Consider the following 26,091-nt stretch of genomic DNA (forward strand, 5'->3'; position numbering starts at 1 on the left):
GTGTCCCTACTCGTCGCATTCGCATCGGTCGCGCCCGCAGCCGCGCAGGCGCCGCAGCGAGCCTCCGACGACCTGAGCATCGGCATCCGCCTCGTCGACGCGCCCGTCAGCCGCCGCGACGACGAGCGAGCCCACCGGTACATCATCGATCACGTCGGACCGGGCGAGAAGATTCGCAGGCGGATCGCCGTGACCAATCTCTCGGGCAAGCGACACCGCGTACAGCTCTACCCCGCGGCCGCCGCCGTGGGCAAACATGGCTTCGCCTTCGCCCCCGGCCGTGCCGGCAACGAGCTCACCAGGTGGGTGACGATCGAGGACAGCGAACTCGTCCTCGAGCCCGACGAGACCGCGAAGGTGTGGACCGAGATCACCGTGGCGGACGATGCGACCCGCGGCGAACACTACGGTGTTCTCTGGGCGGAGATCAGTCCCGAGCACGATCCCTCGAAGCAGGTCCGCAACGTGGCCCGCGCCGGAGTGCGCCTCTACGTGTCCATCGGGCCCGACGGGGAACCGCGATCAGACTTCCGCATCGACGACCTGACCGGCGCCCGTACCGCGGACGGCGTCCCCGTGGTCACGGCCCGAGTGAAGAACACCGGCGGGCGGGCCCTCGACCTCACAGGCAAGCTCGCCCTGTCGAACGGACCGGGCGGGCTGTCCGCCGGTCCGTTCAACGTCAGGGCAGGCACCATCGGCCCGGGCCACTCGACGCTGGCGAAGGCCACACTCGACCGGCGGCTGCCGGACGGTGCGTGGACCGCACGACTGACCCTCGCCAGTGGACTCGTCGAACGAGAGACCAGCCGTCGCATCACCCTCGGCAGGAAGCCGGCCACCCAGCGGGGCGGAGACACCGCGATGTCCACGCTCACGATCGGCGGTCTCGTTTCGGTTGTCGCAACAGCGCTGCTCGCCGCGTACGGATACCGCCGCAACCGCAACCGCTGACCTCGGCCGCACCCGACGGGACTGTAAATCGTTCGGTGTAACTCCCGATCATGGAAGATGCATCGATGACCAGCAACAACATGCCCGAGGCCGTCCGTCGAGCCGTCTGCGGTCCGTGTACTCGGTCGCCAGTGGCCATCGCGGCGGGATGGCCCGTCCATCACGCGCTGCGCGGCTTCCTTACCGCCGCTGATCTCATACGCCGATAGGGGGCATGGTGGACTTGCCGGAGATGTCGAGAAGGCCGTCAGTTAGCCAGCAAAACTGGAACCTGAGAGGTGGGGCGGGGCGGACCGCTATGGCCGGCGGCGAGATGGTGGGCAGGCGCATCCAGGTGATCGCGAACGCGCCGCGGCTGTGGTCCCTTTGCTCACCGCAGCCGGGCTGTAGGGGTGTTCAAGACCCGCAGGATGACCCGTCACGCCCGCCGTCGTCTGCGTGCACGGAGCCTGCGGGACCGTCAGGCCGCGTAAGCAGCGGGCGGATGGCCGACGAGCGAGCGCCATGGCGGCGCCCGCTCGTCGAGCCGCGCGCTCGATGCTCGACTCCTTGCCTTGCGTAGTCCTTGAAAGGCCACGTCGAGGACGGGAGCACGCATGCATCCTGCCCCCGGCGTGGATCAGCCGACATTCATGGTGATGGCTGCGACGTGGAGCGTGCCGGCGGTCTGCAGGAAGAGCCGCCAGTCGCCGGCCTTGGGCCGTTCGGCAGTCCGGCGAGCAGCGCACACACCGCCAGCAGCCGGGCTGCCATTGCGGGCGCTGTCTGTGGCCGTCGGCCTCTTCGTTCATGACGCCCCTCATGCCTGCTGCGTCGCGGCTTCCATCGAGAAGGCGGCGGGCGGCACGGACACGACCTTCGCTTGACGCCGTGTGCCGTTCAGCAGTGCATGATGATCAGTGGCCGTCTCCTGCCTCGACCGCGAACCGCTTGGTGAAGGTCTTGCCGCCGTCCCGTGACTCGTAGACGCCGGTCTGCGTGGCGGCCAGGATGTGCCGGGCGTCGACCGCGGTGAGTGCCTGAGCCTGACCGCCCGGCACCGAGCCCGCCTTGCTCCATGTGGAGCCGCCATCCGTGCTGCGGCTGAGCCCGCCCGAGTCGTCCATCCCGTACAGCGCCTCGGGCGTCACCCACGACAGGAAAGCCATCATGGGCCGCTTCCCCGCGGCGAAGGTACGTCCGCCGTCGGTGCTCTTGGCGACGCCATCGGCGGTGGTGGCGAGCACGGTGTCCGAGTCCTCGGGACTGACGGCGATGTCCAGGGCCTGAAGGCCGGCCCGGTCCACCCAGGTGGCTCCGTCCTTGCTGACGCGTAGCAGTGCGTTGGTGCTGTCGTAGCCGTAGATGGTGCCGTGGGCGTAGTCGAGGGAGTGGAAGTCGGCTTCGCCGGCGAGGGAGCGGGTCTTCCACGTCTTGCCGGAATCGGTGCTCTGGATCAGCCCGTGGCTGCTGTGGCCGCTGGTGCCGTGGGCGGGGTGTCCGCTGGCCAGGAAGGTGTTCGCCTTGACCACGGTGAAGCCCATGAAGTCGTCCTTGCTGTTGCCGACCCGCTGGGCTGTCCCGTCCTCTCCCAGGGTGTAGACGCCTTCGTGGGAAGCGACGTAGAGCCGGCTGTCGGCGGGATTGATGCCGAGCCCATGCACGTGGCCGTGCACCACAGCGGAGGGTTCCGGGGAGGCGGCGCCGGCTGCGGAGGTCTTGTCGGAGTCGCCGGAGCAGGCAGTCACAGCGAGCCCCAGTGCGAGGATGACGGTGGCGGCGAGAGGCCGCTTCGGTGTGTTCTTCATATTCCTGGTCCTGCCGGGGAGTGAGAGCGTACCCGTCGTTGGGTCCGAACGGCAGGGGAGTGGGCCCCCTGCGGCTTTCGGATCTGTCAGTGGCTATGGCCGTCGCCGTGCCCGGCGGTGGATTCTCCGGCACCCTCCTCCGTCGGGGACCTACGGGGGGTGGGGACATCCGGCGCCCCGGGCGCTGCGCGGCACCTCCTCCCCGTGCCCCAGCCTGCGCTCCGGTTCCTCGGCAGTTCCGTGGCTATGGCCGCCCCCTCACCGAGCTCCCCCACAGAAGACGCGATGTGTCGCAGACCGACGAAGGCGACGACGGAGGCGATGAGCACGGTCAGCCCGACCAGGCTGAAGATGCGCTGCCAGGGTGTGTCCGCGTCTTTGATGACGTACGCGACGAAGGACACCGTCAGGCCCAGCGGGACCAGGACGGCACCGCGCCCGGGGAAGTCTGCGAAGTGCTGGAGGCCGCCGCTGAGCATGCCGATGCCGAACGACAGCATGAGCGAGGCCGCGACGAACCACCAGCATGCGCGGCAGACCCGGCCGCTCGCGGGTGAGGACGAAGTCATTGAGGACGGGTGGCTGCCACGAACTACCAGGGCACCGTAACCGGCCATCCGCGTGTAGCGGTCGGGGTCGAGCGGGTGGTGCACTACCGCGCCGCTGATCAGGCCGGCTCCGACGAAGTAGCCGACGTAGCCGAGGTAGCGGGCGGGCAGGGACATCCGGCGGTTCCGGCGTGTACGGTCTCTGCGCAGTGCCGCGCGCCCGCCCACGGAGACAGCACTTGTGGTCGGGGCTGGGCTGTCGATGAGCTGGGACGAGGACAAGGGCATAGCTCCTTGGCGGGTCGGCGGACGTGACGGCGCCGCGGCATGGCAAAAGGGGAGAAACGGCAGCGCGACGGCCCGAGAGGCAGGAGCGTCACGCTGTGTCGGACCGCACCGGGGGTGGCTCATGCCCGCTTTCCCCGCGGCGGTCGCGGGCGTGCCGGCATCTAGATCCGCTGAATCACCGAGTTCGCCGTACTCCGAGGAGGTGGCAGCGCTGACGTGTGGCCGGGCATCGTGGCTTTCCCTGCCATGCTCAGAAGGCTCGGCGGCAGCAGTTCGAGCACAGCCTGAGCGGGAGCCGACAGGCCGGAGCCCTGTTGCGGCTGCCCGGCCACGCACTCGCCGGCCGGATGGGAATGCTGTCCGCCTTTTCACCCTTCAACCCCGGCTGCCTGAGCCACACGGAGCCACCGCCATCGCTGGAATCGGTGCACCCCACAGCGCCGGACTGTGCATCCACTGACTCGACGGCCCCGTCGATGCAGCCGGCCCAGCCTGGGGCGACCTGGCCGGAGGCGAAGACGAACGGCCGCGGGCTGCTGGAGCGCTTCGTGGATGTCGTCGGATGGGAAACCCGTTCGGCCTCCGCAAGTACACCGCGGGCAAGAGCTGTGAGGCCGTCGGCGAGCAGCGCGCAAGCCCCCGCCAGACGGCGGACGACGACGGGTGGCTGCCCCGTGCTCAGGGGCACTCACCGACAGTCGATGCACGCGGGGGCATGGAAGCGGCGCACTGCCCGGCCACGATCAGCTCAATCCCTTCGTGGTACGCCATCCGGGGGCGGCGCGCGGACGCTTCCCGGTTGGTGGTCGGGTCAGCCCCCACTTGGTGTGCGGTTGTGCGGTTCCTGCGGAAGCCGGAGGCGTTTGAGGGCGAGTGCGTTGACGGCCACGATGATGCTGGATCCTGACATGGTCAGGGCCGCGATCTCCGGGCGCAGCACGAGCCCTGTCGCGGGCTCGAAGACTCCGGCGGCGATGGGCAGGGCGATGGCGTTGTAGCCGATGGCCCAGCCGAGGTTCTGCCGCATCTTGCGCAGGGTGCCCCGGCCGATGCGGAGGGCGGTCGGCACGTCGAGGGGGTCGGAGCGCATGAGTACGACGTCGGCCGTCTCGATGGCGACGTCCGTCCCCGCCCCGATGGCGATGCCTAGGTCGGCCTGGGCGAGGGCGGGCGCGTCGTTGACACCGTCCCCCACCATGGCCACCTTCCGGCCCTCCTGCTGCAGTTCGGCGATCTTGGCCGCCTTGTCGCCGGGAAGGACCTCAGCGATGACCGTGTCGATGCCCAGCTGACGGGCGATCCGCTCGGCCGTGGCCTTGTTGTCGCCCGTGAGCATGACGACGCGAACGCCGAGGGCGTGCAGTTCGGACACGGCGGCGGCCGATGTCTCCCGGGGCGCGTCGGCGATGGCGATCAGCGCCGACGCTCGTCCGTCGACGGCAGCGATGATCACAGTGCGGCCCGTCGCGGCCAGTTCGTCACGGCGAGGGGAGAGCGGCCCGAGGTCGACTCCCTCGCGCAGCGCCAGTCGGCGGTTGCCGACCGCGATGCGATGGCCGTCGACGACGGCGGTGGCACCGTGACCGGGCACGTTCTCGAAACGGCGCGCACCGGCTGCCGCAATCCCCCGCGTCTCCGCATACCTCACGACCGCTTCCGCCAGCGGGTGTTCCGACTCGCGTTCCACGGCCGCCACCAGGCGCAGCACCTCGCTTTCGTCCGCCCCCGGCGCGGTGACGACTTCCGTCACCTCGGGTTCCCCTTTGGTGAGCGTGCCGGTCTTGTCCATGACGACGGTCTGGATACCGGCGGACGCCTCCAGGGCGGCCGCGTTCTTGAACAGAACGCCGCGACGGGCGCCCAGACCCGTGCCCACCATGATCGCGGTAGGGGTGGCCAGCCCCAACGCGTCCGGGCAGGTGATGACGACGACGGTGATGGCGAACAGCATCGCGGTGCTGAACGGCCGGTCCGTGGCAAGCAGCCACACGGCCAGGGTGAGCGCGCCGCCTACGAGGGCGACGAGAACCAGCCAGAATGCGGCCCGGTCGGCCAGTCGCTGGCCCGGCGCCTTCGAGTTCTGCGCCTCCTGGACCAGCTTGACGATCTGGGCGAGCGCGGTGTCGGAGCCCACCCGGGTGGCGCGGACCCGAAGCGTGCCGTTGGCGTTGAGCGTGGCACCGACCACAGATGATCCGGGGGACTTGTGCACCGGCAGGCTCTCCCCGGTCACCGTCGACTCGTCGACCTCGCTCTCGCCCTGCTCCACGACCCCGTCCGCGGCGATCTTGGTGCCGGGGCGGACCAGCAGCAGATCGCCGACAGCGACGTCCGAGGTCGGCACTTCGACGGGCGCACCGTCACGCACGACCACCGCGCGTGGCGGGGCAAGGTCGAGCAGGGTGCGGATGGCGTCGTTGGCACCGCCCCGGGCCCGCATCTCAAACCAATGGCCCAGCAGCACGAATGATGCCAGCACCGTGGCCGCCTCATAGAAGACGTCGCCGCCCCCGCTCAATGTGATGACCAGGGAGTACATCCATCCGGCGCCCACCGCGACCGCGACCAGCACCATCATGTCGAGCGTCCGGGCACGCAAGGCCCGCACCGCTCCCCCGAAGAAGATCGTGCACGAATACAAGATCACCGGAAGGCTCAGCAGCAGCGCCCACACGTCCTGCCGCAGCCCGAAGGGCACCGGCGCCCGCAGACCGAACACCTCCTCACCGATCGGCGACCAGATCACGATCGGAACGGAGAAGATGGCGGCCACCAGGAAGCGGTTGCGCATGTCGGCGACCATGGCCGCCATCGACATGGCGCCATGGCCGCCGTGACCCATCATCTCGTCCGCGGAGCGCAGGTCCTCCGGAGCCGCAGAGGCCTCAGACACCGGTCCGGGGAGCGCGTGAGAATCGCGTTCTGTCTTCACCGCCGGGGCACTGGACGCAAGCCCTGGCGGATCGGGCTCGACCATGGGATCGCAGATATGGGACGGCACTACCTGCCCCGCGCAGTGGTAGCCGCACTCGCTCACCCACCGCCGAAGCTCCGCCAGCGAGGTCTGCCGCGGGTCGAACACGACCGTGGCCGCCTGCGCCACCGGATTGACCGCGACATCCACCACGCCGGGACGCCGACCGAGCACCGATTCGACCGTGCTCTGCTGCGACGCCCAGTAGAGGCCACGCACATCGAGCACGGCTGTGCTGCGCTCCTTGGACGGATCCGCCGACTCTTGCTGCCTGCGATCACCTGGGAGATCGGACATGGCCACAGCTCCTCGTGCCTGCAGTGATGGCGGTCGCCGAAGCCCCCACCACCCCTCCCCTGCACACCTCGGCAGCGGTTCGAGCACAGCACCAGTGTCACGCGCGCAGAGAGGCCCCGCCTGCCTGGACGCCTTACCTGCCTCCTCCTCCGGCCCCGCTGCGGCCGATGAGGTCGATGAGGTCGAATCCCGCATCCGCAAGGCGCCCGCGCCCGCGGACACTTTTCCCACGGGGCCGCCGCTCTGAAGTGCATCTCCCTGATGAGCCTGGCCCCGCCGGGGAAAGGCCGCAAGCGGGTGGACCACGCGCTGGGAGGCACCCCTCGACGCATCCCCGACCGCCTTCACGGCCACCCGACCCCGAGCAACACTTGACCACTCAACAACCAAGATCAGCCGCTGAATTGACACACCCATGTGTCCGACGAGGGTGAGCGGATCGTGGTGCGGGTACGGACACCGCCGTCTTCCCGGTGCGCCGGGCCTCGTCGGGACCGGCGCACGGCCACCACGGGCAGATGGTGGCCGGCGCCGCGGTCGACGGGCGACGGACAGACGGGCCCCGGAACTGCGCCGGCCCGCAGTTCGAGGCCGGTCAGCGCATACCTTCGTGTCGGTCTTCGTCGTGGTGCCGGTGCTCGGTCGAACCGCCCGACATGCGTTCGGACATCGTCTCTTCCATGTGCTGCCGCGCCTTTTCGCGCTCGGAAGCGGGCAGGTGCTCCGTGCAGTGCCGGATCATCTCGTCCCTGTCCTGACCGGCGCGCGCCCCCGGCCCGGTGTCGGAACTCTGTGTAGTGGCGGGCCTGTACTCAGTGGGCGGCACCGCCGCGAACACGGCGGTGGCGCCGTAGATGCCGACACCGCCGAGGACGGCGGTCGCGACGGTCAGGCCGATGGTCCTGCGCTTGATCATGATTCGCTCCTTGCGCCAGGAGGGACTGTGTGTCGTCGACGCTAGGCAAGGGCTGTGAAGGAGCCATGAAGCGCAGATGTGGGAACGCTGTGCACTCGCCGCCTGAAGGACTCCCCCACGCGGAGAGCGTCCGGACCACCACCAGCACGAACGCGACCACCAAGCACTCCGCAGCAGCCTCATGGGCTCCAGAGAGCTGTTTGCTACCCCTGGGGGGTAGGCGTAGCGTCCACAGTGGAGGGAGGTTCGGATGAAGGGCCGACAGGTTCATCAGGGGGACCGGTTCCTCGCCCCGGACGTCGTGGACGATGCGGTCGTACCACTGTCGGCCTGGAACGGTGTGTCACCGACGCGATCAAGGGCGATGACCCGCTCATTCACGACGAGGTCGTGACGGTGCCCTTCCGGCGTCGACGGGACCGGACGAAGGAACTGGTGGCAAGCCCGACGCGATCGCCGCGATCGTTCGCTGCGAAAGGCAGTGGATGCGCGACGGGGACGCAGCCCATAGGGAGGACGTCATGAGCGCGGACCAGATCGGGGTCCTCATCGGGGCCTCTGCGCTGATCGCCGGGCTCGCCTGGTTCTTCTTCGGCCCGAGGAAAGCCCAGCCGGCCGAACTCCGGGGCGGCGTCCAGGAGATCGGGATAACCGTGAAGGGCGGCTACTCACCGGACCTGATCCGGGTCCGCCAGGGCGTGCCCGTCCGTCTCGTCTTCGACCGCCAGGAGAGCGGAGACTGCACCTCCCGTGTGCTCTTCCCGGACTTCGCCCTCGCCAAGTCCCTTCCGGCGTACGGCAAGGCAACGGTGGAGTTCACGCCCGACACGGCGGGGCGGTTCGAATTCGCCTGCGGCATGAGCATGGTGCACGGCACGCTGCTGGTCGAGCCGGGCGCCGGGGACGGTGCCGCCGTACCGTCCGACGTCACCGCGGAGGCAGCAGTCCTCCCGGTAGCCGTACCGGGCGAGATCGGCACCGGCGAGGCCGAAGCTGCCGAACGCCAGGCGGAGATCAAGGATCTGTCCCGCCGGGTGCTCGCCGGTGCCGTTCTGTCCGCGCCGGTCGTGCTGGCGGTGATGCTGCACGAGTTCCTCGGTGCCGACGTCCCGGACCTGTTGCTCAACCGGTGGTTCCAGCTCGCGCTGATCACGCCGGTGATGTTCTACACCGGCTGGCCGATCCACCGGACCGGGTGGCTCGCGCTGCGCACCCGCAGCGCCGAGATGAACACGCTGATCACACTGGGGACGTGCGCGGCATACGGCTACAGCCTGCTGGTGACCGTGGCGCCGGGGCTGCTGCCTGCCGGGGTGCGCGAGGTCTACTACGAGGCCGTCGGGGTCATCCTCACTCTGATTCTGCTGGGCCGGCTGTTCGAGGCGAAGGCCAAGGCGGGCACCGGACAGGCGATCCGTGAACTGCTGGGCTTGCAGGCCAAGACGGCTCGGGTCGTCCGGGACGGGACGGAGCTTGAGATACCGGTCGAGGATGTCGTTGCCGGTGATGTCGTCGTGGTCCGCCCTGGGGAGAAGGTCCCGGTAGACGGGGTCATCGTCGACGGACGCTCCACTCTGGACGAGTCCATGGTGACCGGGGAGTCGATCCCGGTGGCCAAGAGCGTCGGGGACGATGCGATCGGCGCGACCGTCAACCAGACCGGCGCCTTCCGGCTGAAGGCGACCAATGTCGGCGCCGACACGATGCTGGCGCAGATCATCCGGTTCGTGCAGCAGGCGCAGGCGTCCAGGGCCCCCATCCAGCGGATCGCCGACCTGGTGGCGAGCTACTTCGTCCCCGCGGTGGTCTTCATCGCCATCGCCACCTTCGCCGTGTGGTACATCGCCGGACCCGCCCCGGCCCTGACCTTGGGGCTCGTCTCTGCCGTGGCCGTACTGATCATCGCCTGCCCCTGTGCGCTCGGCCTGGCCACCCCCTTGTCGGTCATGGTGGGCACCGGCAAGGGCGCGCAGAACGGCATCCTCATCCGCTCCGCCGAGGCTCTGGAAACGGCGCACCGGCTGCAGGCGATCGTGCTGGACAAGACCGGCACCATCACCCGGGGCCGGCCCACGCTGACCGATGTGACCCCCTCGAACGGATTCGCCGAGGACGATCTCGTACGCCTGGTCGCCTCGGCCGAGAAGTCCTCCGAGCACCCCCTCGGCCTGGCCATCGTGCAGGGCGCTGCCGAACGCGGCATCCTCCTCGCGGCGGCGAGCGAGTTCGACTCGGTGACCGGCAAGGGCGTCACCGCCACTGTCGACGGACACCGTCTCCTCGTGGGGAAGCCCGCCCTGCTCACCGATGCGGGTATCGACACCGCTCCCCTGCAACCAGAGGCGGACCACCTCGCCGGCGAGGGAAAGACGCCGATCTTCGCGGCGGTCGACGGGCGGCTGGCCGGCGTGGTGGCGGTCGCCGACACCGTCAAGGAGGACTCGGCCGCCGCCGTCGCCGGACTGAAGCGACTCGGCCTCGAAGTGGTGATGATCACCGGCGACCACCGTCGTACCGCCGAGGCCATCGCACGCCAGGTCGGCATCGACCGGGTCCTCGCCGAGGTGCTGCCGGAGGACAAGGCGCAGGAGATCCAGCGGCTGCAGGCCGGGGGCAAGCGGGTCGGCATGGTGGGGGATGGCATCAACGACGCCCCGGCGCTCGCTCAGGCCGATGTCGGCTTCGCCATCGGCACCGGCACGGACGTCGCCATCGAGGCGTCCGACATCACACTGATCTCGGGGGCGCTGAGCGGAGTGGTCACCGCTGTGACATTGAGCAGGGCCACCATGCGCAACATCCGCCAGAACCTGGTCCTGGCCTTCGCCTACAACACGGCGGGCATCCCGCTGGCGGCCGGTGTCCTGTACCCGTTCACCGGCTGGCTGCTCAGCCCGATCACCGCCGCCGCGGCGATGGCACTGTCGTCGCTGTCGGTGGTGGGCAACGCCAACCGGCTGCGCGCCTTCACCCCGAAGCCGCTCCCCACCCCTACTCAGCAGCCCGCAGAAGCCGAGTCCCCGATCACGGTGGCCACATCATGACACCCACGACCGCGACCGTCCTCGTCGTCGACGACGAACTGAAACTGCGCGCCCTGGTCCGCGACTACCTGGAGCGCGAGGGGTACGGGGTGCTGGAGGCGAGCGAAGGCCACCAAGCCCTCGATCTGGCCCGCACCGCCCTGCCCGACCTGATCGTCCTCGATCTCGGGCTGCCCGGCCTGCCCGGCGAGGATGTGGCCCGGCTGCTGCGCAAGACCAGCGACGTACCCATCGTCATGCTCACCGCCAAGGCCGCCGAGAACGACCGTGTCACGGGGCTGCGCCTCGGCGCGGACGACTACGTCGTCAAGCCGTTCAGTCCACGCGAACTGGTCGCCCGGATCGAGGCGGTGCTGCGCCGCGCCCTCGGCGGGCGCGCAGCGGCCGAGGAAGCCGCCGTCTCGTACGGTGGCGGTCGGCTGCGGATCGACACCGAGCGGCGCGAAGTGCACGCCGACCAGAAGCCGGTGGAACTCACCCGGACCGAGTTCGACCTGCTCACCGCACTCGCCACGCGCCCCGGTCGGGCATGGACCCGCATGGAGCTGGTCGGCAGGGTCCAGGGCCACACGTTCGAGGCGTACGAGCGCACCATCGACGTGCATGTGATGAACCTGCGCCGCAAGCTCGGAGACACTCCGCCGTCCCGCGTGGTCGTCACCGTTCCCGGCGTGGGCTACAAGCTGGGGCTGGACAGAGATGCGTGATCTCCTGAAGGGCCGGTTCGCTCGCCGTCTGGCGTTGGCCTTCGCGTTGCTCGGGGTCGGCGCGGCGGCCCTGACCGCCGTCCTGGTCAACGTGGCCTTCGGGGCGCGTTTCGACGACTACCTCGCCGAACAGCAGCAGGTCCGCCGGCAGCAGCTGGCCGCTCTGTTCGCGGCCGAGTACCAGCGGGACGACGCCTGGAATCCTGCGTCCCTGGACGAGCTCGCCCCGACAGTGACGATGACCGGCTCGCAGGTCGAACTCCGCGGCGAAGGCGGGCAGAAGATCTGGTCGCTCGCTGACGCCAGCGTGGACCCGGCGATGCTCGCCATGCACCGGACCATGATCGGCACCGGAGAGCTCGGCCCGCCGCGCGCGCTACCCGTCATGGTCGACGGACAGCAAGTGGGCACCCTCGACGTCCGTGTCCCGCAGGGCCAGATTCCTGCCGTCGACCAGAACTTCCGCTCGGACGTCAACCGCGTGCTCGTCGTCGGCGGTCTGACAGCGGGGGCGATCGCCCTCGCTTTCGGCCTGTACACCGCACGCCGGGCCACCGCGCCCATCGCCGAACTCACCAGCGTTGCGGGCAACTTGGCCACAGGGCAGCGCGACCGGCGCGTTACCACCATCCCCGACAACGAGATCGGCCAACTGGCCACGACCTTCAACACCATGGCCGACCGCGTGAAGAAGGAGGACGAACTCCGCCGCCTCTTCGCCTCCGACATCGCCCACGAACTGCGCACCCCGCTTGCCATCCTGCGCAGCGAGCTCGAAGCCGTCCAGGACGGCATCCGCGAAGCCACCCCGCAGGTCATCACCTCCCTGCACGACGAGACCCTGCGCCTGGGACGGCTCATCACCGACCTGGAGACGCTTGCCTCCGCCGACGCGGCCGCTTTCACCCTCAAACGGGAACCGCTGTCCCTCACCGCCCTCGTCCGCGACACGGCCGCCCACCTCGCCGACCGGTTCGCCGGGGCCGGGATCACCCTGCGCATCGACCTGCCCACAGAGGTACGTGTCGACGGCGACGCGGAACGGCTACGGCAGATCGTCACCAACCAGCTCACCAATGCGCTGAAGTTCGTTCCCGCGGGCGGCACCGTCATCCTCACTTTGCGCCAGGACCGCGACTGGGCCGAGCTACGGGTGATCGACACCGGTCCCGGGATCCCCGCCGAAGAACTCCCCCGCGTCTTCGACCGCTTCTTCCGCAGCAGGGCCGCCCGCGCCGACGGATCCGGCATCGGGCTGGCGGTGGCCGCCGAACTCGCCACCGCCCACGGCGGCACCATCACCGCCGACAGCTCCCCCGGTCACGGCACCACCTTCACCACCCGCCTACCCGCCCTCGACCGCTGACTCGCACCGGCCGACGGCCCACGGCAACCGCAGCGCGCGTCCCCAGGTGTCGGCGAGCGGCCAGGTCGGCTGCTTGATCGCCCGTGGCCGTGGCCGTCCGCTTCGAACCGATCCAAGCGCCTGACCTGCGTGGGTTCCCTCATTCTCGTGCCAGACCTCGCTCCCATGAGGCAGCCGACCATCGCCCACCTGGCGGCCGGGGCCTGGCCCGACGGGCTCCCGACCGGCCTGAACCGTCGCTGCCAGGGCGTCGTTTCGAAGCCCGGACGGGGAGTGGCGCCCAGCCTGGGAGATGGATGGAGGCGTTCTGACGTGGGTCCTCGGCGGTTCGTGGGGGCCGGGCGATCAGCCGGGCGGATACTGGGAGCTGCGGCGGCAAGGTAGCAGGGCGGTGTGAGACGCGAACCTTTCCATGCGGCTCGCGGAGGGGAATCCGCCCAGTGCTCGCGGTAGCCGACCGGGTGTGAAAGGAGGGTGTCATGACCACGCAGCTCGAAGTGGAGACGGTGACCGACCTCGTCAAGGACGCCACAGCTGCACCGTCCATGCACAACGCGCAACCATGGAAGTTCCGCTACGTGACCGAGGAGCGGCTCCTCATGCTCCGTGCCGATCCTGAGCGGGCCATGCCCCGCTCAGACCCCGGCAACCGGGCGCTGCACATCGGTTGCGGGGCGGCTGTGCTCAACCTGCGCGTCGCCGCCGCGCACGCGGGCTTGACCCTGCAGACTCGTCTGCTGCCGGATCCGAAGGACCCGCTGTTGCTTGCCGAAGTCCGCCTGGCTGCCGCTTCCGGACCCCTTCGGGACGAGGAAGGCCTCGCACGGCTCCGTCCGGCTGTTCATCAGCGGCACACCAGCCGCCATCCCTTTGCCGACCGAGACGTGCCCGAGGCTGTCCGGACCGCGCTGGCAGAAGCCGCCACAGGGGAGGGGGCAACTCTGCTGTTTCCCGGCCTCTGGCACGCCGAGACGGTACTCGAGCTGGTCCATGACGCCGAAAGCCGCGACGTACTGGACCCCGAGCGCCGAGAGGACCTCATCCGCTGGACCAGGCTGGGAGACGAGGCGGACACCGCGGTCGACGGCGTACCCGAGTACGCGTTCGGGCCGCGCAAGCGGGACGGCAGGGCGCCCCTGCGGGACTTCGCCGCACGCAGGCCGGTGGCCGACCGCGGCAGCGCCACCTTCGAGCGCACCCCGCATCTGGCCCTGCTCAGCACTCCCGGTGACACTCCGACCGACTGGCTGCACGCCGGGCAGGCTCTGGAACGCGTCTTGCTGGAGGCCACGTCGGCCGGCCTGGCCACCTCCTTGACCTCCCATCCGCTGGAAAGCCCCGAGTTGCGCTGGCTGGCCCGCGATCCCGCCATCGGCACAGGCAAGGTCCAGATGGTGCTGCGACTGGGATACGGACCGCAGGGACCGGCCACGCCACGCCGCCCCGTCCGCGACGTCCTCGAGATCGTGTGACTGCCACTGCCACTGCCACTGCCACGACGGAACGGAACGGAGTTCGTCGCCGCAGCCGAGGGCGATGTCGGCGAAGAGCTGGTCGGCCCCCTCGGCCAGGCCGGAGAGCGCTTCCAGCGCACCCTCGCGGCCGCGCAGCAGCGCCTTGCGTGGCGCTCGAGTCCCGCAGAGGCATGCGGGGCTTCGCGGTTTCCCCCGCCCGGTGGAGCCGGCGCCCGGTCGTTGCCACAGGAGGGCGCCCCGGGGCAGGTCCTTCTCCGGGAGGCAGGCACCTGCACGAAAGGGGTCGTCGCGGCTGCGCCAGGCCGGATTCGTTGCTTCTGGGACGCCAGGACCACGGACGCAGCCAGGGACCTGCTCTGGCAAGGGATCCTGTGCCAAGAACCAACGTCAGAGAAGGGACGGACGACCCATGGTCCAGTCGACGACGGAGAGCACCGGACCGGTGCCCGGTGCGCCGGTCCCCGGCCGGGCGTGGCTGATGCTGGCCCTGGCCACTGTCGGCTTTGCCGTCAACTTCTGGGCGTGGGCGTTGCTCAGCCCCCTCGCGCCCCGATTCAAGGATGCTCTGGAACTCAGCTCGCTTCAGCAGTCGTTGCTGGTGGCCGTGCCGGTCGTGGTCGGCTCCCTGGGCCGCATTCCCGTCGGAGCGTTGACTGACCGCTTCGGTGGACGAGCCATGTTCCCCATCGTGTCGGCGGCCACCATGGTGCCGGTCCTCTACCTCGGCCTGGTCGGCCACTCGTCACTCGTCGCGCTGCTGGCCGGTGGGCTCTTCCTGGCATCGGAGGCACCGCCTTCGCCGTCGGCGTGCCCTTCGTGAACGCTTGGTTCCCTCCGGAGAGGCGGGGTCTGGCCATCGGCATCTTCGGCGCCGGCATGGGCGGCACCGCGATCAGCGCCCTGACCACCGTGAAGCTGGTCGACGCGCACAGCATGCCGACACCGTTCCTGATCACCGCAGCGGTGCTCGCCCTGTACGCCGTGACCGCCGGACTGCTGCTGCGGAACGCACCCGGGCGCACCGTGCCCACGGAGCCACTGGGACGCCGGTTGGCCGCCGCCCTCCGCCTGAGCATCACCTGGCAGGCATCCGCGCTCTACGCGGTGGCGTTCGGTGGCTATGTGGCCTTCTCCGTCTACCTGCCCACCTATCTCAAGACCGGCTACGGCCTGACCCAGGCGGATGCCGCGAACCGGATGGCCGGTTTCGTGCTGCTCGCGGTGGCGATGCGTCCGGTCGGCGGCTGGTTGTCCGACCGTCTGGGCCCGATCAGGGTGCTGGCCGTGTCGTTGGCCGTGGTTGCCGTCGGTGCGGCCGTGCAGTCGTTCACCCCCTCGCTGGCCCCGATCGGCACGATCGCCTTCTTGTCCATGGCCGGCGCGCTCGGCGCGGGCAGCGGAGCGACCTTCGCCCTGGTGGCGCTGCTGACCCCCGCGAACAAGGTCGGCTCGGTCACCGGCGTGGTCGGCGCCGCCGGCGGCCTCGGCGGCTTCGTGCCACCGCTGGTGATGGGTTCGCTGTACGGAGCGTACGGATCGTATGCGGTCGGCCTCGCGCTGCTCGCCATGGTGGCCGCCGCGGCCTTGGCCTACACCCTCACCGGCGTCCGCTCGGCCGTTCGAGCGTCCGAGCACGGCGTCTCGCACCGCTGAGCGGCTGTCTCCAGTTCGAAGGCCTGGGGCTGTCGAGGTCGAGCCACCAGGTCGGCGGAGGCGGTGGGTCAGTGGTCCTCCCGCGGCTTCTCCGTCGTCAGGAAGCCACGGCCGGCGGCGGAGCCGGCCCATCGGAGGAACTGGATGGTGTTCACCGCCCCGCCGATTCGGCCCGGCGGTCGAAGCCGTGCGCGCAGGCTGAGCCTTCTCCCTGTCGCCTGCCTGTTCCCATGGCTCCCCGCCGCGGACAGGCTGCTGTGCCTCGCAGCCCAAACGATCTCAACCATACGGGTCTGCGCGGTCGTGGTGCGCTGTTGACCTCTCGCGGGACGACGGTCGTAGAGTCGGGGGCAGCCAGACTTGATCACGACTCGAACGGGCGCGCCCGGGGCGGAGTGGCATGGTGGGCACCGAATTCAGCCGGGCACGGGCAGGCATGGACAGCGACCTGGCGGAGGCGCTCGTGCGCAGCCGCAGGTTCTTCACCCGGGCGGAAGTGTCCGAAGACCTGCGCACCCTCCACAACAAGGGCGGCCGGCAGGCGGACGACTTCTACCGGGACCTCTGGTCGCACGACAAGGTGGTGCGCTCCACCCATGGGGTGAACTGCACCGGCTCGTGCTCCTGGAAGGTGTACGTCAAGGACGGCATCATCACCTGGGAAGCCCAGCAGACCGACTACCCGTCGGTCGGCCCGGACCGGCCCGAGTACGAGCCGCGCGGCTGCCCACGCGGGGCGGCGTTTTCCTGGTACACCTACTCGCCCACGAGGGTGCGCTACCCGTATGTACGGGGCGTGCTGCTCGAGATGTACCGGGAGGCCAAGCAGAGACGGGGCGATCCGGTGGCCGCTTGGGCGGAAGTCGTCACCAACCCCGAGAAGGCACGCCGCTACAAGGCCGCGCGCGGCAAGGGCGGTCTCGTGCGGGCGAGTTGGGGCGAGGCGGTCGAGATGGTCGCCGCCGCGCACGTGCACACCATCAAGGAGTACGGCCCCGACCGGCTGGCCGGGTTCTCCCCGATCCCAGCCATGTCGATGGTCTCGCACGCCGCCGGCGCGCGGTTCTACTCGCTTCTGGGTGGGGCGATGCTGTCGTTCTACGACTGGTACGCCGATCTGCCGGTGGCCTCCCCGCAGGTGTTCGGCGACCAGACGGACGTGCCGGAGTCCGGGGACTGGTGGGACGCCGGCTATCTGATCATGTGGGGATCGAACCTGCCGGTGACCCGTCCCCGGACGCGCACTGGATGGCCGAGGCCCGCTACCGGGGCCAGAAGGTGGTGGCGGTCTCCCCGGACTACGCGGACAACGTGAAGTTCGCCGATGAGTGGCTCGCGGCCCAGCCCGGCACCGACGGGGCTCTTGCCATGGCCATGGGCCATGTCATCCTCAAGGAGTTCTTCGTCGACCGGACCACGGCGCAGTTCGTCGACTACGCAAGGAAGTACACGGATCTGCCCTTCCTGGTCACCCTCGACGAGGCCGACCGGGAGCCGGGCACGTACACGCCGGGCAAGTTCCTGACCGCCGCCGACCTCGACGGAGAGGCTGCCGCAGCCGAGCACGCGGAGTTCAGGACCGTGCTGCTGGATGCCGCTTCGGGGCAACCCGTGGTGCCGAACGGCACGCTCGGCGACCGCTACGGCGAATCGGGCGCCGGGAAGTGGAACCTGGACCTCGGCGACACTCGGCCCCTGCTGTCCGCCGAGGGCGGCGACGAGACACCGGTCGCTGTCGTACTCCCACGCTTCGACGCTCCCGACGGCAGTGCGGGCCGGCTGCGGCGCGGGGTTCCGGTGCGACGGGTCGCCGGGCGCCTGGTGACGACCGTGTACGACCTGCTGTTGGCCCAGTACGGGGTGGTCCGCGAGGGGCTTCCCGGACGCTGGCCGGCAGGTTACGACGACGCGCACGAGCCGTACACGCCGGCCTGGCAGGCGGCGATCACGGGAGTGGACGCAAACCGAGCGGCGCGAATCGCACGTGAGTTCGCCGCCAACGCGGAGGAGTCCGGCGGCCGCTCGATGATCGTCATGGGAGCGGGCACGAACCACTGGTTCCACTCCGACACCATCTACCGGGCATTCTTGACGCTGACCACGCTGACCGGATGCCAGGGCGTCAACGGAGGTGGCTGGGCCCATTACGTCGGGCAGGAGAAGGTGCGGCCGATCACCGGCCACTCGGCGATCGCGACCGCCGCGGACTGGAACAGGCCCGCCCGTCTCATGATCCAGACGGCGTACTGGTACCTGCACAGCGACCAGTTCCGATACGACCCGTTCTCCGCCGACACACTCGCAGCCGCCGGCAGAGGTGGTCCGTTCGCCGGGAAGACCACGGCGGATGTGATCGCGCAGTCGGCGCGCATGGGCTGGATGCCGTCGTATCCGACCTTCGACCGCAACCCGCTGGACCTGGCCGACGAGGCGGCGGATGCGGGCCGACCGGTTGCCGAGTACATCGTGGACGAACTCAAGAAGGGGTGGCTGCGGTTCGCCGGCGAGGACCCTGACGGCCCGGAGAACTTCCCCCGCGTGCTCACCGTGTGGCGGGCCAACCTGCTGGGCGCCTCGGCGAAGGGAAATGAGTACTTTCTCAAGCACCTGCTGGGCACCGACGCCTCCGTACGCGCAACCGAGGCGCCGCCCGACGCTCGGCCGAAGGACGTGGTGTGGCGTGAGGAGGCCCCCGAGGGCAAGCTCGACCTCCTGCTGACCCTGGACTTCCGCATGACCAGCACCACGGTCTTCTCCGACGTGGTGCTGCCCGCCGCGACCTGGTACGAGAAGCACGACCTCTCCAGCACCGACATGCACCCCTTCGTACACGCCTTCAACCCGGCGATCGCCCCTCCCTGGCAGACCCGCACGGACTTCGACGCCTTCCACACCATCGCCCAGGAGTTCAGCCGTCAGGCCGCCGGCCATCTCGGGGTCCGCAACGACGTGGTGGCCGCGCCGCTGCTGCACGACACTCCGGACGAGCTTGCCACCCCACACGGCCGCGTCAGGGACTGGAAGGCGGGCGAGTGTGAACCCGTGCCCGGGCGCACCATGCCCAAGCTGATCACGGTGGAGCGGGACTACACGGCCGTCGCGGAGAAGATGGGTGCGCTGGGTCCGCTGCTGGACAGCTCGGGCGCTACCACCAAGGGCGTCACCTTCAAGCTGGAGCGCGAACTGGAGTACCTGCGGCACAAGAACGGGACCGTACGGACCGGGGCGGGCGCAGGACGGCCGTCGATTGCCCGCGATGTGCACGCCTGTGAAGCGATTCTCGCGATGTCCGGCACCACCAACGGCCACCTGGCCACCCAGGGCTTCCACACGCTCGAAGCCCGCACCGGAACCCGGCTCGCCGATCTGGCGGCCGAGCACGAGGGCAAGCAGATCACCTTCGCCGACACCCAGGCCGCCCCGGTCCCGGTCATCACCTCCCCCGAGTGGTCCGGGTCGGAGGCGGGAGGACGCCGCTACTCGCCGTTCACGATCAATGTCGAGCGCCTCAAGCCCTGGCACACCCTGACCGGACGGCAGCACTTCTTCCTCGACCACGACTGGTTGTCGGCGCTGGGCGAGCAACTTCCCGTCTATCGCCCTCCGTTGAACATGAGCGCCCTGTTCGATGAGCCGCAGATCGGGGAAACCGGCGAGCTGGGAGTGACGGTGCGCTACCTGACCCCCCATAACAAGTGGTCGATCCACTCCGAGTACCAGGACAACCTGTTCATGCTGTCGCTGTCTCGGGGCGGGCCGACGATCTGGATGAGCACCCAGGACGCGGCCAAGGTCGGTGTCGAGGACAACGACTGGGTGGAGGCGGTCAACCGCAACGGGGTGGTCGCCGCCCGGGCGATCGTCTCGCACCGCATGCCCGAGGGGACGGTCTACATGCACCATGCGCAGGACCGGCTGATCGACGTGCCGCGTACCGAGACGACGGGCCGACGCGGCGGGATCCACAATTCCCTCACCCGGTTGCTGATCAAGCCCAGCCATCTCATCGGCGGCTACGCGCAGCTGTCGTACGCGTTCAACTACCTCGGCCCGACCGGGAACCAGCGTGACGAGGTCACCCTCATCCGCCGTCGCGCGCACCAGGACGTGGAGTACTGACATGCGTGTCATGGCCCAGATGGCGATGGTGATGAACCTCGACAAGTGCATCGGCTGTCACACCTGCTCGGTGACCTGCAAGCAGGCGTGGACCAACCGCACCGGCGTCGAGTACGTGTGGTTCAACAACGTCGAGACCCGCCCTGGCCAGGGCTACCCGCGCCGCTACGAGGACCAGGACACCTGGAAGGGCGGCTGGAAGCTGAACAAGCGCGGGAGGCCGGCGCTGAAGGCGGGCGGCCGGTTCAAGAAGCTGATCACGATCTTCTCGAACCCCGTGCTGCCGTCACTGGACGACTACTACGAGCCCTGGACGTACGACTACGCGACCCTGACGAACGCGCCTCTTCAGGAGCGCACCCCGGTCGCCCGCCCCAAGTCGCTGATCACCGGCAAGGACATGAAGATCTCCTGGTCGGCGAACTGGGACGACGACCTCGGCGGCTCGGCTGCGACCAGCGAGCAGGACGTGCTGCTGAGCGAGGTCTCGCAGAAGATCACCTTCGAGTTCGAGCAGACCTTCATGTTCTACCTGCCGCGGATCTGCGAGCACTGCCTCAACCCGTCCTGCGCCGCCTCCTGCCCGTCCGGCGCGATCTACAAGCGCACCGAGGACGGCATCGTCCTGGTCGACCAGGACCGCTGCCGCGGCTGGCGGATGTGCGTGACCGGCTGCCCGTACAAGAAGGTCTACTTCAACCACCGCACCGGCAAGGCAGAGAAGTGCACCTTCTGCTTCCCCCGGGTCGAGGTCGGCCTGCCCACCGTCTGCTCCGAGACCTGCGTCGGCCGCCTGCGCTACCTCGGCCTCGTCCTCTACGACGCCGACCAGGTCCTCGAAGCCGCTTCCACCCCGGACGAGAAGGGTCTGTACGAGGCCCAACGGCAGGTCTTCCTCGACCCGAGCGACCAAGCGGTCGTGCGTGAGGCGGAGCGTGCGGGCATTCCGCGGGACTGGATCGAGGCCGCCCGGCGCTCCCCGATCCATGCCCTGATCAACACCTACAAGGTGGCACTGCCGCTGCATCCGGAGTACCGCACCCTGCCCATGGTCTGGTACATCCCGCCGCTGTCCCCGGTTGTCGACGCCGTCCGCGACACCGGCCACGACGCCGAAGACCACCGCAACCTGTTCGCTGCCGTCGACGCCTTGCGCATCCCGGTCGACTACCTCGCACAGCTGTTCACCGCCGGCGATCCGGCCCCGGTGGACACGGCGCTGCGCCGCCTGGGCGCCATGCGCGCCTACATGCGCGACATCAACCTCGGCCGCGAACCGGATGCGTCCATCCCCGAGGCCGTCGGCATGGGAGAGGAGGAGATGTACGACATGTATCGGTTGCTGGCCTTGGCCAAGTACGAGGACCGCTACGTCATCCCGCCCGCGCATGCCGAACAGGCTCACAGACTCGAAGAACTTGCCACCGAGTGCAGTCTTGACTACGAGGGCGGCCCTGGCATGGGCGGCTCAGGGCCGTTCGGTGAGACCTCCGGCGGCGCCGCACCGATCGCCGTGGAGAACTTCCACGCCCTGCGCGACCGGCAGACCGCCAACACCCCCGCCGCCCCCACCGACAAGGCCACCCGGGTCAACCTCCTCAACTGGGACGGCAAGGGTTCCCCGCCCGGCCTGTTCCCGGACAGACCCACCGACGGCAGCAGCGATGCTGACAGAGACAGCGACGGGGAGGTCGAACCGAAGCCGTGAAAAGGAAGATCGGCACCGCCCGCACCGAGCCCTGGCACCCCCATGCCTGGCAGGCCCAGTCCCTTCTCCTCGCCTACCCGGACGAGCAGTTCGCGCAGCGCCGGGCTCTGGCCGGCAGGGTCGCCGCGACCCTTCCCGAGCCGGTCGCCCGGCCCCTGCTCCGCTTCACCGCACACGCCGAGCAGGCCGCCCCCGCGGACATGGCGGCCGCCTACGTGGCCACTTTCGACCACCGCAAACGCTGCTGCCTCCATCTGACGTATTACGCGCACGGCGACACCAGGAAGCGAGGCATCGCTCTACTGCGGCTCAAGCAGACCTACGCAGCGGCCGGATGGCGCCTGGGCGACGACGAACTGCCCGATCACCTGGCCGTCGTTCTCGAATTCGCCGCCACGGACCCGGTCGCGGGAGTGCGTCTGCTCTCCGAACACCGTGCCGGCCTGGAACTGCTGCACCTGGCTCTGAACGACGACGGCTCGCCCTGGACCCAGGTACTGAACTCCGTGTCCGCCACCCTGCCCGCCCTCGACGGTGACCAGCGTGAAGCCGCCATGCGCCTCGCCACCGAAGGTCCGCCCGAGGAGCAGGTCGGCCTCGATGCGTACGCATCCCCGGTGTTCCTGCCCGACCCCGTCGTGGGAGGTCCCCGATGACCGCACCCGCGCATGCCTCCGCCTTCGCGGCGGCGGCAGGCACCGGCGGCATCCTGTTGTGGGTCGTCCTGCCCTACGTCGCACTCGCGGTCTTCGTCCTCGGCCACATCTGGCGCTACCGCTACGACAAATTCGGCTGGACCACCCGCTCCTCCCAGCTGTACGAGAACCGCCTGCTGCGCATCGGCAGCCCTCTGTTCCACTTCGGCATCCTCGTCGTGCTCCTCGGTCACATCGGCGGCCTGGTCATCCCCAAGAGCTGGACCGACGCCGTCGGCATCAGCGAGCACACGTACCACATCGGCGCGGTCGTCCTCGGCACGATCGCGGGCGTCGCCACACTCGGCGGGCTGGCCATTCTCATCTACAGGCGCCGCACCGTGGGCCCGGTCTTCTCCGCCACCACCCGCAATGACAAGGCCATGTACCTCTCCCTTACCGTGACGATTGCGCTTGGCCTGGCCGCCACGGTGGCCGCCAACGCGGTCGGCGGCGGCTACGACTACCGCGAGACAGTCTCGCCGTGGTTCCGGTCCATCTTCTACGTCCAGCCCGATCCGGACCTGATGGCCGGAGCGCCGATCCTGTTCCAACTGCACACGATCAGCGCACTGCTGCTGTTTGCCGCCTGGCCGTTCACCCGCCTCGTCCACATGCTCACGGCACCTGTGGGCTACCTGACCCGCCCCTACATCGTCTACCGCAGCCGCGACACCCGCCTCGGCGCCCGCCCCCCACGCCGCGGCTGGGAACGCGCCGGGTCCTGAGCCGTCGATTCACGAGCCCGGACGTGGCAGAAGACCGAACTGCTGCTGTGGAGGGCATCTTCCAGCCAGTCAGGACCGTCAGACGGGTGCTCCCCTGGTCAGAGAGGTCGCAGTCCCGTGTTGATCGATCGAGAGAAGGTGCTCGTGATCGCCACCAAGGACCCGACACTGACACAGGGCTGCGGGGCCCGCCTGGTCAGCGGCGCCTCCCGGACGAAAGCCCGGCTTCGTTCTGCCATGCGACGGCGTATGTGATGTGCAGTCGAGCCGGGCCGGCGTGGTGCACGCCCCCGGGACGTCTCTGCACCCAGGGGCGGTGACGTCATGCTCGGTCACGGCGTGCCTCCCCCATCATCTTCTACAGCACTGTAGATTCCGGGAGGTCGCCAGCGGAGGTGACGGCGGCCTCGGAGGACCGATGAGGTCGTTGCCCGCGAAGCCCGGGGAGAAGGCCGTCGGCAGCCGACACGCGTATGCCGCCTCGGCCAGCAGTCGCACCTGCCGGCTTCCAACCGTCAACGCGGCTTCCGCCTATCACCGCACCCGCCCACTGGACCCGCAAGGGCCACGGTGCGCAACCCCTCTCAAACTGCCACATCAGGAGGAACGGGAACCATGTCCGTGAATCTGTCCAAGGGAAGCAACTTTCCCCTCACGCGCACCGAGCCTGGCATCGCCAGCGTCGTCGTCGGCCTCGGCTGGACCGTGCACAGCGGCCCCGGCGACATCGACCTCGACGCAAGCGCACTCGTACTGGGAGCCGACGGCCGTGTTCTGTCGGACCAGCACTTCGTCTTCTTCAACAACCGCTCGACGCCGGAAAACTCTGTCCGCCACACCGGCGACAACAAGACCGGCCATGGAGGTGGGGACGACGAGCAGCTCGCCGTTGACTTCAACCTGCTGCCCGCGCAGGCGGAGTCGGTGGTGTTCGTCGTGTCCATCCACACCGAGGGCAATGCCGCGGCCAGCACCTTCGGCAGGGTGCGCGATGCCTACATTCGCGTGGTGCACCAGGCGACGGGGCTGGAGATGTGCCGATTCGAGTTGACCGAGGACGCGCACGACCAATCCGCGATGGTCTTCGGACAGCTGCACCGGCGCGACGGGGAGTGGAAGTTCCGTGCCGTCGGCCAGGGCTACACCACCGGTCTCACGGGGATCGCGAAGGAGTACGGCGTCAACGTGTAGATGCCAGCTCTGAAGGACGGCCGGATGCCCGGCCGTTGCCGCAGGCACCCTCGGTGACGCCCCTCCCTGGGCGGGCCCAAAGCGCGTGGCGACGGCACGGGCACCGGCCGGCCGCTCGATCCTCGGCGTGCCACCCTCACGGCCGCCGCTGTCGAAGCGGAGCAAGGGCTCGATATGGGCGAGAAGTCTCCTACCAGCCGCCCTTGCCCGGCCGGCTCCCGGCGAGTTGCGAGGCCGACGGAATCTTCTCCGCGATCTCGACTCCTGCACCCTCGCCCGCGTTCTTGAAAGTCGTCACAGCCTTCTCGAACGAGCGGATGTCTGCTTCGCGTACATGGCCGCCGCGGAGCTTGGTGCCGAGTTTCTTCAGCTCCTCCATGCGCTTGGTGATGGGGGGTCACGGTCCTCGAAAGCAGTGGATCACCCTTGGCGTCCCCTGTGGCCGCCTTCAGCCCGTCATAGGTGAACGTGCCCGCGAGGCCGCCTTGACGAGGGCAGCACACAGGTGGGCACGGGGATGGCGGAGCCACTTGGCCTCGGAGGTGCAGCCGAGTACGGCCTGCATCGTGGTGAGGGTGACCAGTTCGGCATCGCTCAGGCGGGGCGTGATGCCGACCGGCGGGCGCCACGGCGCCAGGTCGGGATGCTCTTTCAGCATGTCGTCGGTCCTCGCATAGAGTGCTGTCGCGAGGGTGTCCGCGTCGTTCGTCACAAAACGATCCCGGACACCCTCGTTCTCGTCTCCGCAGGCACCCCTTGGACCACACCACCAGGAGGAACCAGTGTCATACCCGCAACTGCTCACCCCCGAGGAGAAGCTCGCCGACGCGAAGAAGCTGTTGAGCCTCCCGCGTATCGTCGTGATCTGCGGCTCCACCCGCTTCATGACCGAGATGAACGAGGCCGATCTGCGGGAGACCAAAGCCGGAAGGATTGTCGTCAAACCGGGCTGTGACATGAAGTCGCCGCACAAACTTTGGTCCGATCCTGTCGAGGCCGAGGCGCTGAAGGTTCGACTCGACGATCTGCACCGGGCGAAGATCCGGCTCGCTGATGAGGTGATCGTAGTCGGCGACTACATCGGAGACAGCACCCGAGCCGAAATCGCCTACGCCCGGTCCCTGGCCAAGCCCGTGCGGTTCACGCACCCCGAAGCCGACCCTGACGCCTGACCGCCCGCTGCCACCTCGACAAGCATGGCCGGCAGCCCGCCGCCTGACCGTCTCGCGGCGGCTTCGGCCGCCGCCCACCCCACACCCTCCGCAGGCACCCTTGGAATTGATCCTCTAGTAGTACTTCGTTAGGTTGATCCGGGTTTGGGGTGTTGTTTCCTGGTCGGTGTCGGTAATTGGTGGTGGCAGGTGGGGCAGGCGCCGGTCCAGCACAGCAGCAGGTCCTGCATGGTGTGAAGGACTTGGTAGAAGGTCAGGCCGGCGCTGTTGCTTTTGGGTCCAGGCGGCGGAGGGTGAGGAAAGCGTGGGCGGCGGTGACGAGGGTGGTGTGGTGGTGCCAGCCGCGCCAGGTGCGGCCCTCGAAGTGGTCCAGGCCGAGTCCGTGTTTCATCTCCCGGTAGTCGTGTTCGATGCGCCAGCGCATCTTCGCCAGTCGGGCCAGGACTCGCAGCGGGGTGTCGGCGGGCAG

Annotated in this window: 16 protein-coding genes and 3 pseudogenes; 12 read left to right on the forward strand and 7 right to left on the reverse strand. The window is 69.2% G+C overall.

Annotated elements, in window-relative coordinates; all coding sequences use genetic code 11:
- Complete coding sequence (locus tag BLT82_RS30700) at nucleotides 1-954, forward strand: COG1361 family protein (protein WP_143041569.1); 954 nt, start codon at nucleotides 1-3, stop codon at nucleotides 952-954.
- A gap of 896 nt (nucleotides 955-1,850) precedes the next feature.
- On the opposite strand, the gene BLT82_RS30705 is transcribed toward BLT82_RS30700, so the two are convergent.
- From BLT82_RS30705 to BLT82_RS30720, 4 genes are all read right to left on the reverse strand, one after another.
- Nucleotides 1,851-2,741 (reverse strand): F510_1955 family glycosylhydrolase, encoded by an 891-nt coding sequence (locus BLT82_RS30705; RefSeq protein ID WP_093660741.1) that lies wholly within the window; start codon nucleotides 2,739-2,741, stop codon nucleotides 1,851-1,853.
- Between the two features lie 86 nt (nucleotides 2,742-2,827).
- Nucleotides 2,828-3,466 carry a hypothetical protein gene (locus BLT82_RS30710; RefSeq protein ID WP_093660743.1) on the reverse strand — a complete coding sequence of 213 codons (639 nt, stop codon included), beginning with the start codon at nucleotides 3,464-3,466 and terminating at the stop codon, nucleotides 2,828-2,830.
- A 922-nt stretch (nucleotides 3,467-4,388) separates the two neighbouring features.
- Complete coding sequence (locus BLT82_RS30715) at nucleotides 4,389-6,848, reverse strand: heavy metal translocating P-type ATPase (RefSeq protein ID WP_093660745.1); 2,460 nt, start codon at nucleotides 6,846-6,848, stop codon at nucleotides 4,389-4,391.
- A gap of 595 nt (nucleotides 6,849-7,443) precedes the next feature.
- Entirely contained in the window at nucleotides 7,444-7,764 is a 321-nt protein-coding gene (locus BLT82_RS30720; RefSeq protein ID WP_093660746.1) for a hypothetical protein, read from the reverse strand.
- A gap of 521 nt (nucleotides 7,765-8,285) precedes the next feature.
- Here BLT82_RS30720 and BLT82_RS30730 point away from each other — a divergent pair.
- From BLT82_RS30730 to BLT82_RS30775, 10 genes and pseudogenes are all read left to right on the forward strand, one after another.
- On the forward strand, nucleotides 8,286-10,808 hold the full coding sequence (locus BLT82_RS30730) for a heavy metal translocating P-type ATPase (RefSeq protein ID WP_093660750.1): 2,523 nt from the start codon (nucleotides 8,286-8,288) through the stop codon (nucleotides 10,806-10,808).
- Entirely contained in the window at nucleotides 10,805-11,515 is a 711-nt protein-coding gene (locus BLT82_RS30735; protein ID WP_093660752.1) for a response regulator transcription factor, read from the forward strand. Before BLT82_RS30730 ends, BLT82_RS30735 begins: the two co-directional genes overlap by 4 nt.
- Nucleotides 11,508-12,881 (forward strand): sensor histidine kinase, encoded by a 1,374-nt coding sequence (locus tag BLT82_RS30740; RefSeq protein ID WP_093660754.1) that lies wholly within the window; start codon nucleotides 11,508-11,510, stop codon nucleotides 12,879-12,881. The genes BLT82_RS30735 and BLT82_RS30740 overlap by 8 nt, the downstream gene beginning before the upstream one ends.
- Before the next feature lie 479 nt (nucleotides 12,882-13,360).
- Complete coding sequence (locus tag BLT82_RS30745; RefSeq protein ID WP_093660756.1) at nucleotides 13,361-14,353, forward strand: Acg family FMN-binding oxidoreductase; 993 nt, start codon at nucleotides 13,361-13,363, stop codon at nucleotides 14,351-14,353.
- 481 nt (nucleotides 14,354-14,834) lie between these two features.
- A pseudogene (locus BLT82_RS30750) lies at nucleotides 14,835-16,009 on the forward strand (MFS transporter).
- Nucleotides 16,010-16,445: 436 nt separating this feature from the next.
- A pseudogene (locus tag BLT82_RS30755) lies at nucleotides 16,446-20,128 on the forward strand (nitrate reductase subunit alpha).
- Nucleotide 20,129: 1 nt separating this feature from the next.
- Nucleotides 20,130-21,836: a nitrate reductase subunit beta gene (gene narH / locus BLT82_RS30760; protein ID WP_093660758.1), complete on the forward strand. Its 1,707-nt coding sequence runs from the start codon at nucleotides 20,130-20,132 to the stop codon at nucleotides 21,834-21,836.
- Nucleotides 21,833-22,492, forward strand: coding sequence for a nitrate reductase molybdenum cofactor assembly chaperone (gene narJ, locus BLT82_RS30765; protein WP_208868092.1), 660 nt, complete (start codon nucleotides 21,833-21,835; stop codon nucleotides 22,490-22,492). Before narH ends, narJ begins: the two co-directional genes overlap by 4 nt.
- The gene (narI, locus tag BLT82_RS30770) at nucleotides 22,489-23,259 is read left to right on the forward strand and encodes a respiratory nitrate reductase subunit gamma (RefSeq protein WP_093660760.1); all 771 of its coding nucleotides are present in this window, start codon (nucleotides 22,489-22,491) and stop codon (nucleotides 23,257-23,259) included. Before narJ ends, narI begins: the two co-directional genes overlap by 4 nt.
- 615 nt (nucleotides 23,260-23,874) lie before the next feature.
- Nucleotides 23,875-24,450, forward strand: a complete 576-nt coding sequence (locus BLT82_RS30775) for a TerD family protein (protein ID WP_093660762.1) — start codon at nucleotides 23,875-23,877, stop codon at nucleotides 24,448-24,450.
- A gap of 190 nt (nucleotides 24,451-24,640) precedes the next feature.
- Here BLT82_RS30775 and BLT82_RS30780 read toward each other — a convergent pair whose 3' ends face one another.
- Together BLT82_RS30780 and BLT82_RS30785 are read right to left on the reverse strand one after the other, a co-directional pair.
- On the reverse strand, nucleotides 24,641-24,829 hold the full coding sequence (locus BLT82_RS30780; protein WP_093660764.1) for a hypothetical protein: 189 nt from the start codon (nucleotides 24,827-24,829) through the stop codon (nucleotides 24,641-24,643).
- 123 nt (nucleotides 24,830-24,952) lie between these two features.
- A pseudogene (locus BLT82_RS30785) lies at nucleotides 24,953-25,162 on the reverse strand (IS982 family transposase); the annotation flags it as partial.
- A 70-nt stretch (nucleotides 25,163-25,232) separates the two neighbouring features.
- Between BLT82_RS30785 and BLT82_RS30790 the strand changes: the two are divergent.
- Nucleotides 25,233-25,622, forward strand: coding sequence for a hypothetical protein (locus BLT82_RS30790; RefSeq protein ID WP_093660766.1), 390 nt, complete (start codon nucleotides 25,233-25,235; stop codon nucleotides 25,620-25,622).
- A 253-nt stretch (nucleotides 25,623-25,875) separates the two neighbouring features.
- Here the strand turns inward: BLT82_RS30790 and BLT82_RS30800 are convergent.
- Nucleotides 25,876-26,091, reverse strand: a 216-nt coding sequence (locus tag BLT82_RS30800; RefSeq protein ID WP_143041570.1) for a transposase, incomplete at its 5' end; no start/stop codon positions are given.

It is taken from the genome of Streptomyces wuyuanensis, from assembly GCF_900103455.1.
Classification (GTDB): domain Bacteria; phylum Actinomycetota; class Actinomycetes; order Streptomycetales; family Streptomycetaceae; genus Streptomyces; species Streptomyces wuyuanensis.

Excerpts from the sequence above, each read along its gene's own strand:
- BLT82_RS30715 (WP_093660745.1), bottom strand. The coding sequence starts at position 6,848 with ATGTCCGATCTCCCAGGTGATCGCAGGCAGCAAGAGTCGGCGGATCCG.
- BLT82_RS30775 (WP_093660762.1), top strand. The coding sequence starts at position 23,875 with ATGTCCGTGAATCTGTCCAAGGGAAGCAACTTTCCCCTCACGCGCACC.
- BLT82_RS30740 (WP_093660754.1), top strand. The coding sequence starts at position 11,508 with ATGCGTGATCTCCTGAAGGGCCGGTTCGCTCGCCGTCTGGCGTTGGCC.
- BLT82_RS30780 (WP_093660764.1), bottom strand. The coding sequence starts at position 24,829 with ATGGAGGAGCTGAAGAAACTCGGCACCAAGCTCCGCGGCGGCCATGTA.
- narH (WP_093660758.1), top strand. The coding sequence starts at position 20,130 with ATGCGTGTCATGGCCCAGATGGCGATGGTGATGAACCTCGACAAGTGC.
- BLT82_RS30745 (WP_093660756.1), top strand. The coding sequence starts at position 13,361 with ATGACCACGCAGCTCGAAGTGGAGACGGTGACCGACCTCGTCAAGGAC.
- BLT82_RS30730 (WP_093660750.1), top strand. The coding sequence starts at position 8,286 with ATGAGCGCGGACCAGATCGGGGTCCTCATCGGGGCCTCTGCGCTGATC.
- BLT82_RS30735 (WP_093660752.1), top strand. The coding sequence starts at position 10,805 with ATGACACCCACGACCGCGACCGTCCTCGTCGTCGACGACGAACTGAAA.
- BLT82_RS30720 (WP_093660746.1), bottom strand. The coding sequence starts at position 7,764 with ATGATCAAGCGCAGGACCATCGGCCTGACCGTCGCGACCGCCGTCCTC.
- BLT82_RS30705 (WP_093660741.1), bottom strand. The coding sequence starts at position 2,741 with ATGAAGAACACACCGAAGCGGCCTCTCGCCGCCACCGTCATCCTCGCA.
- BLT82_RS30710 (WP_093660743.1), bottom strand. The coding sequence starts at position 3,466 with ATGTCCCTGCCCGCCCGCTACCTCGGCTACGTCGGCTACTTCGTCGGA.
- narI (WP_093660760.1), top strand. The coding sequence starts at position 22,489 with ATGACCGCACCCGCGCATGCCTCCGCCTTCGCGGCGGCGGCAGGCACC.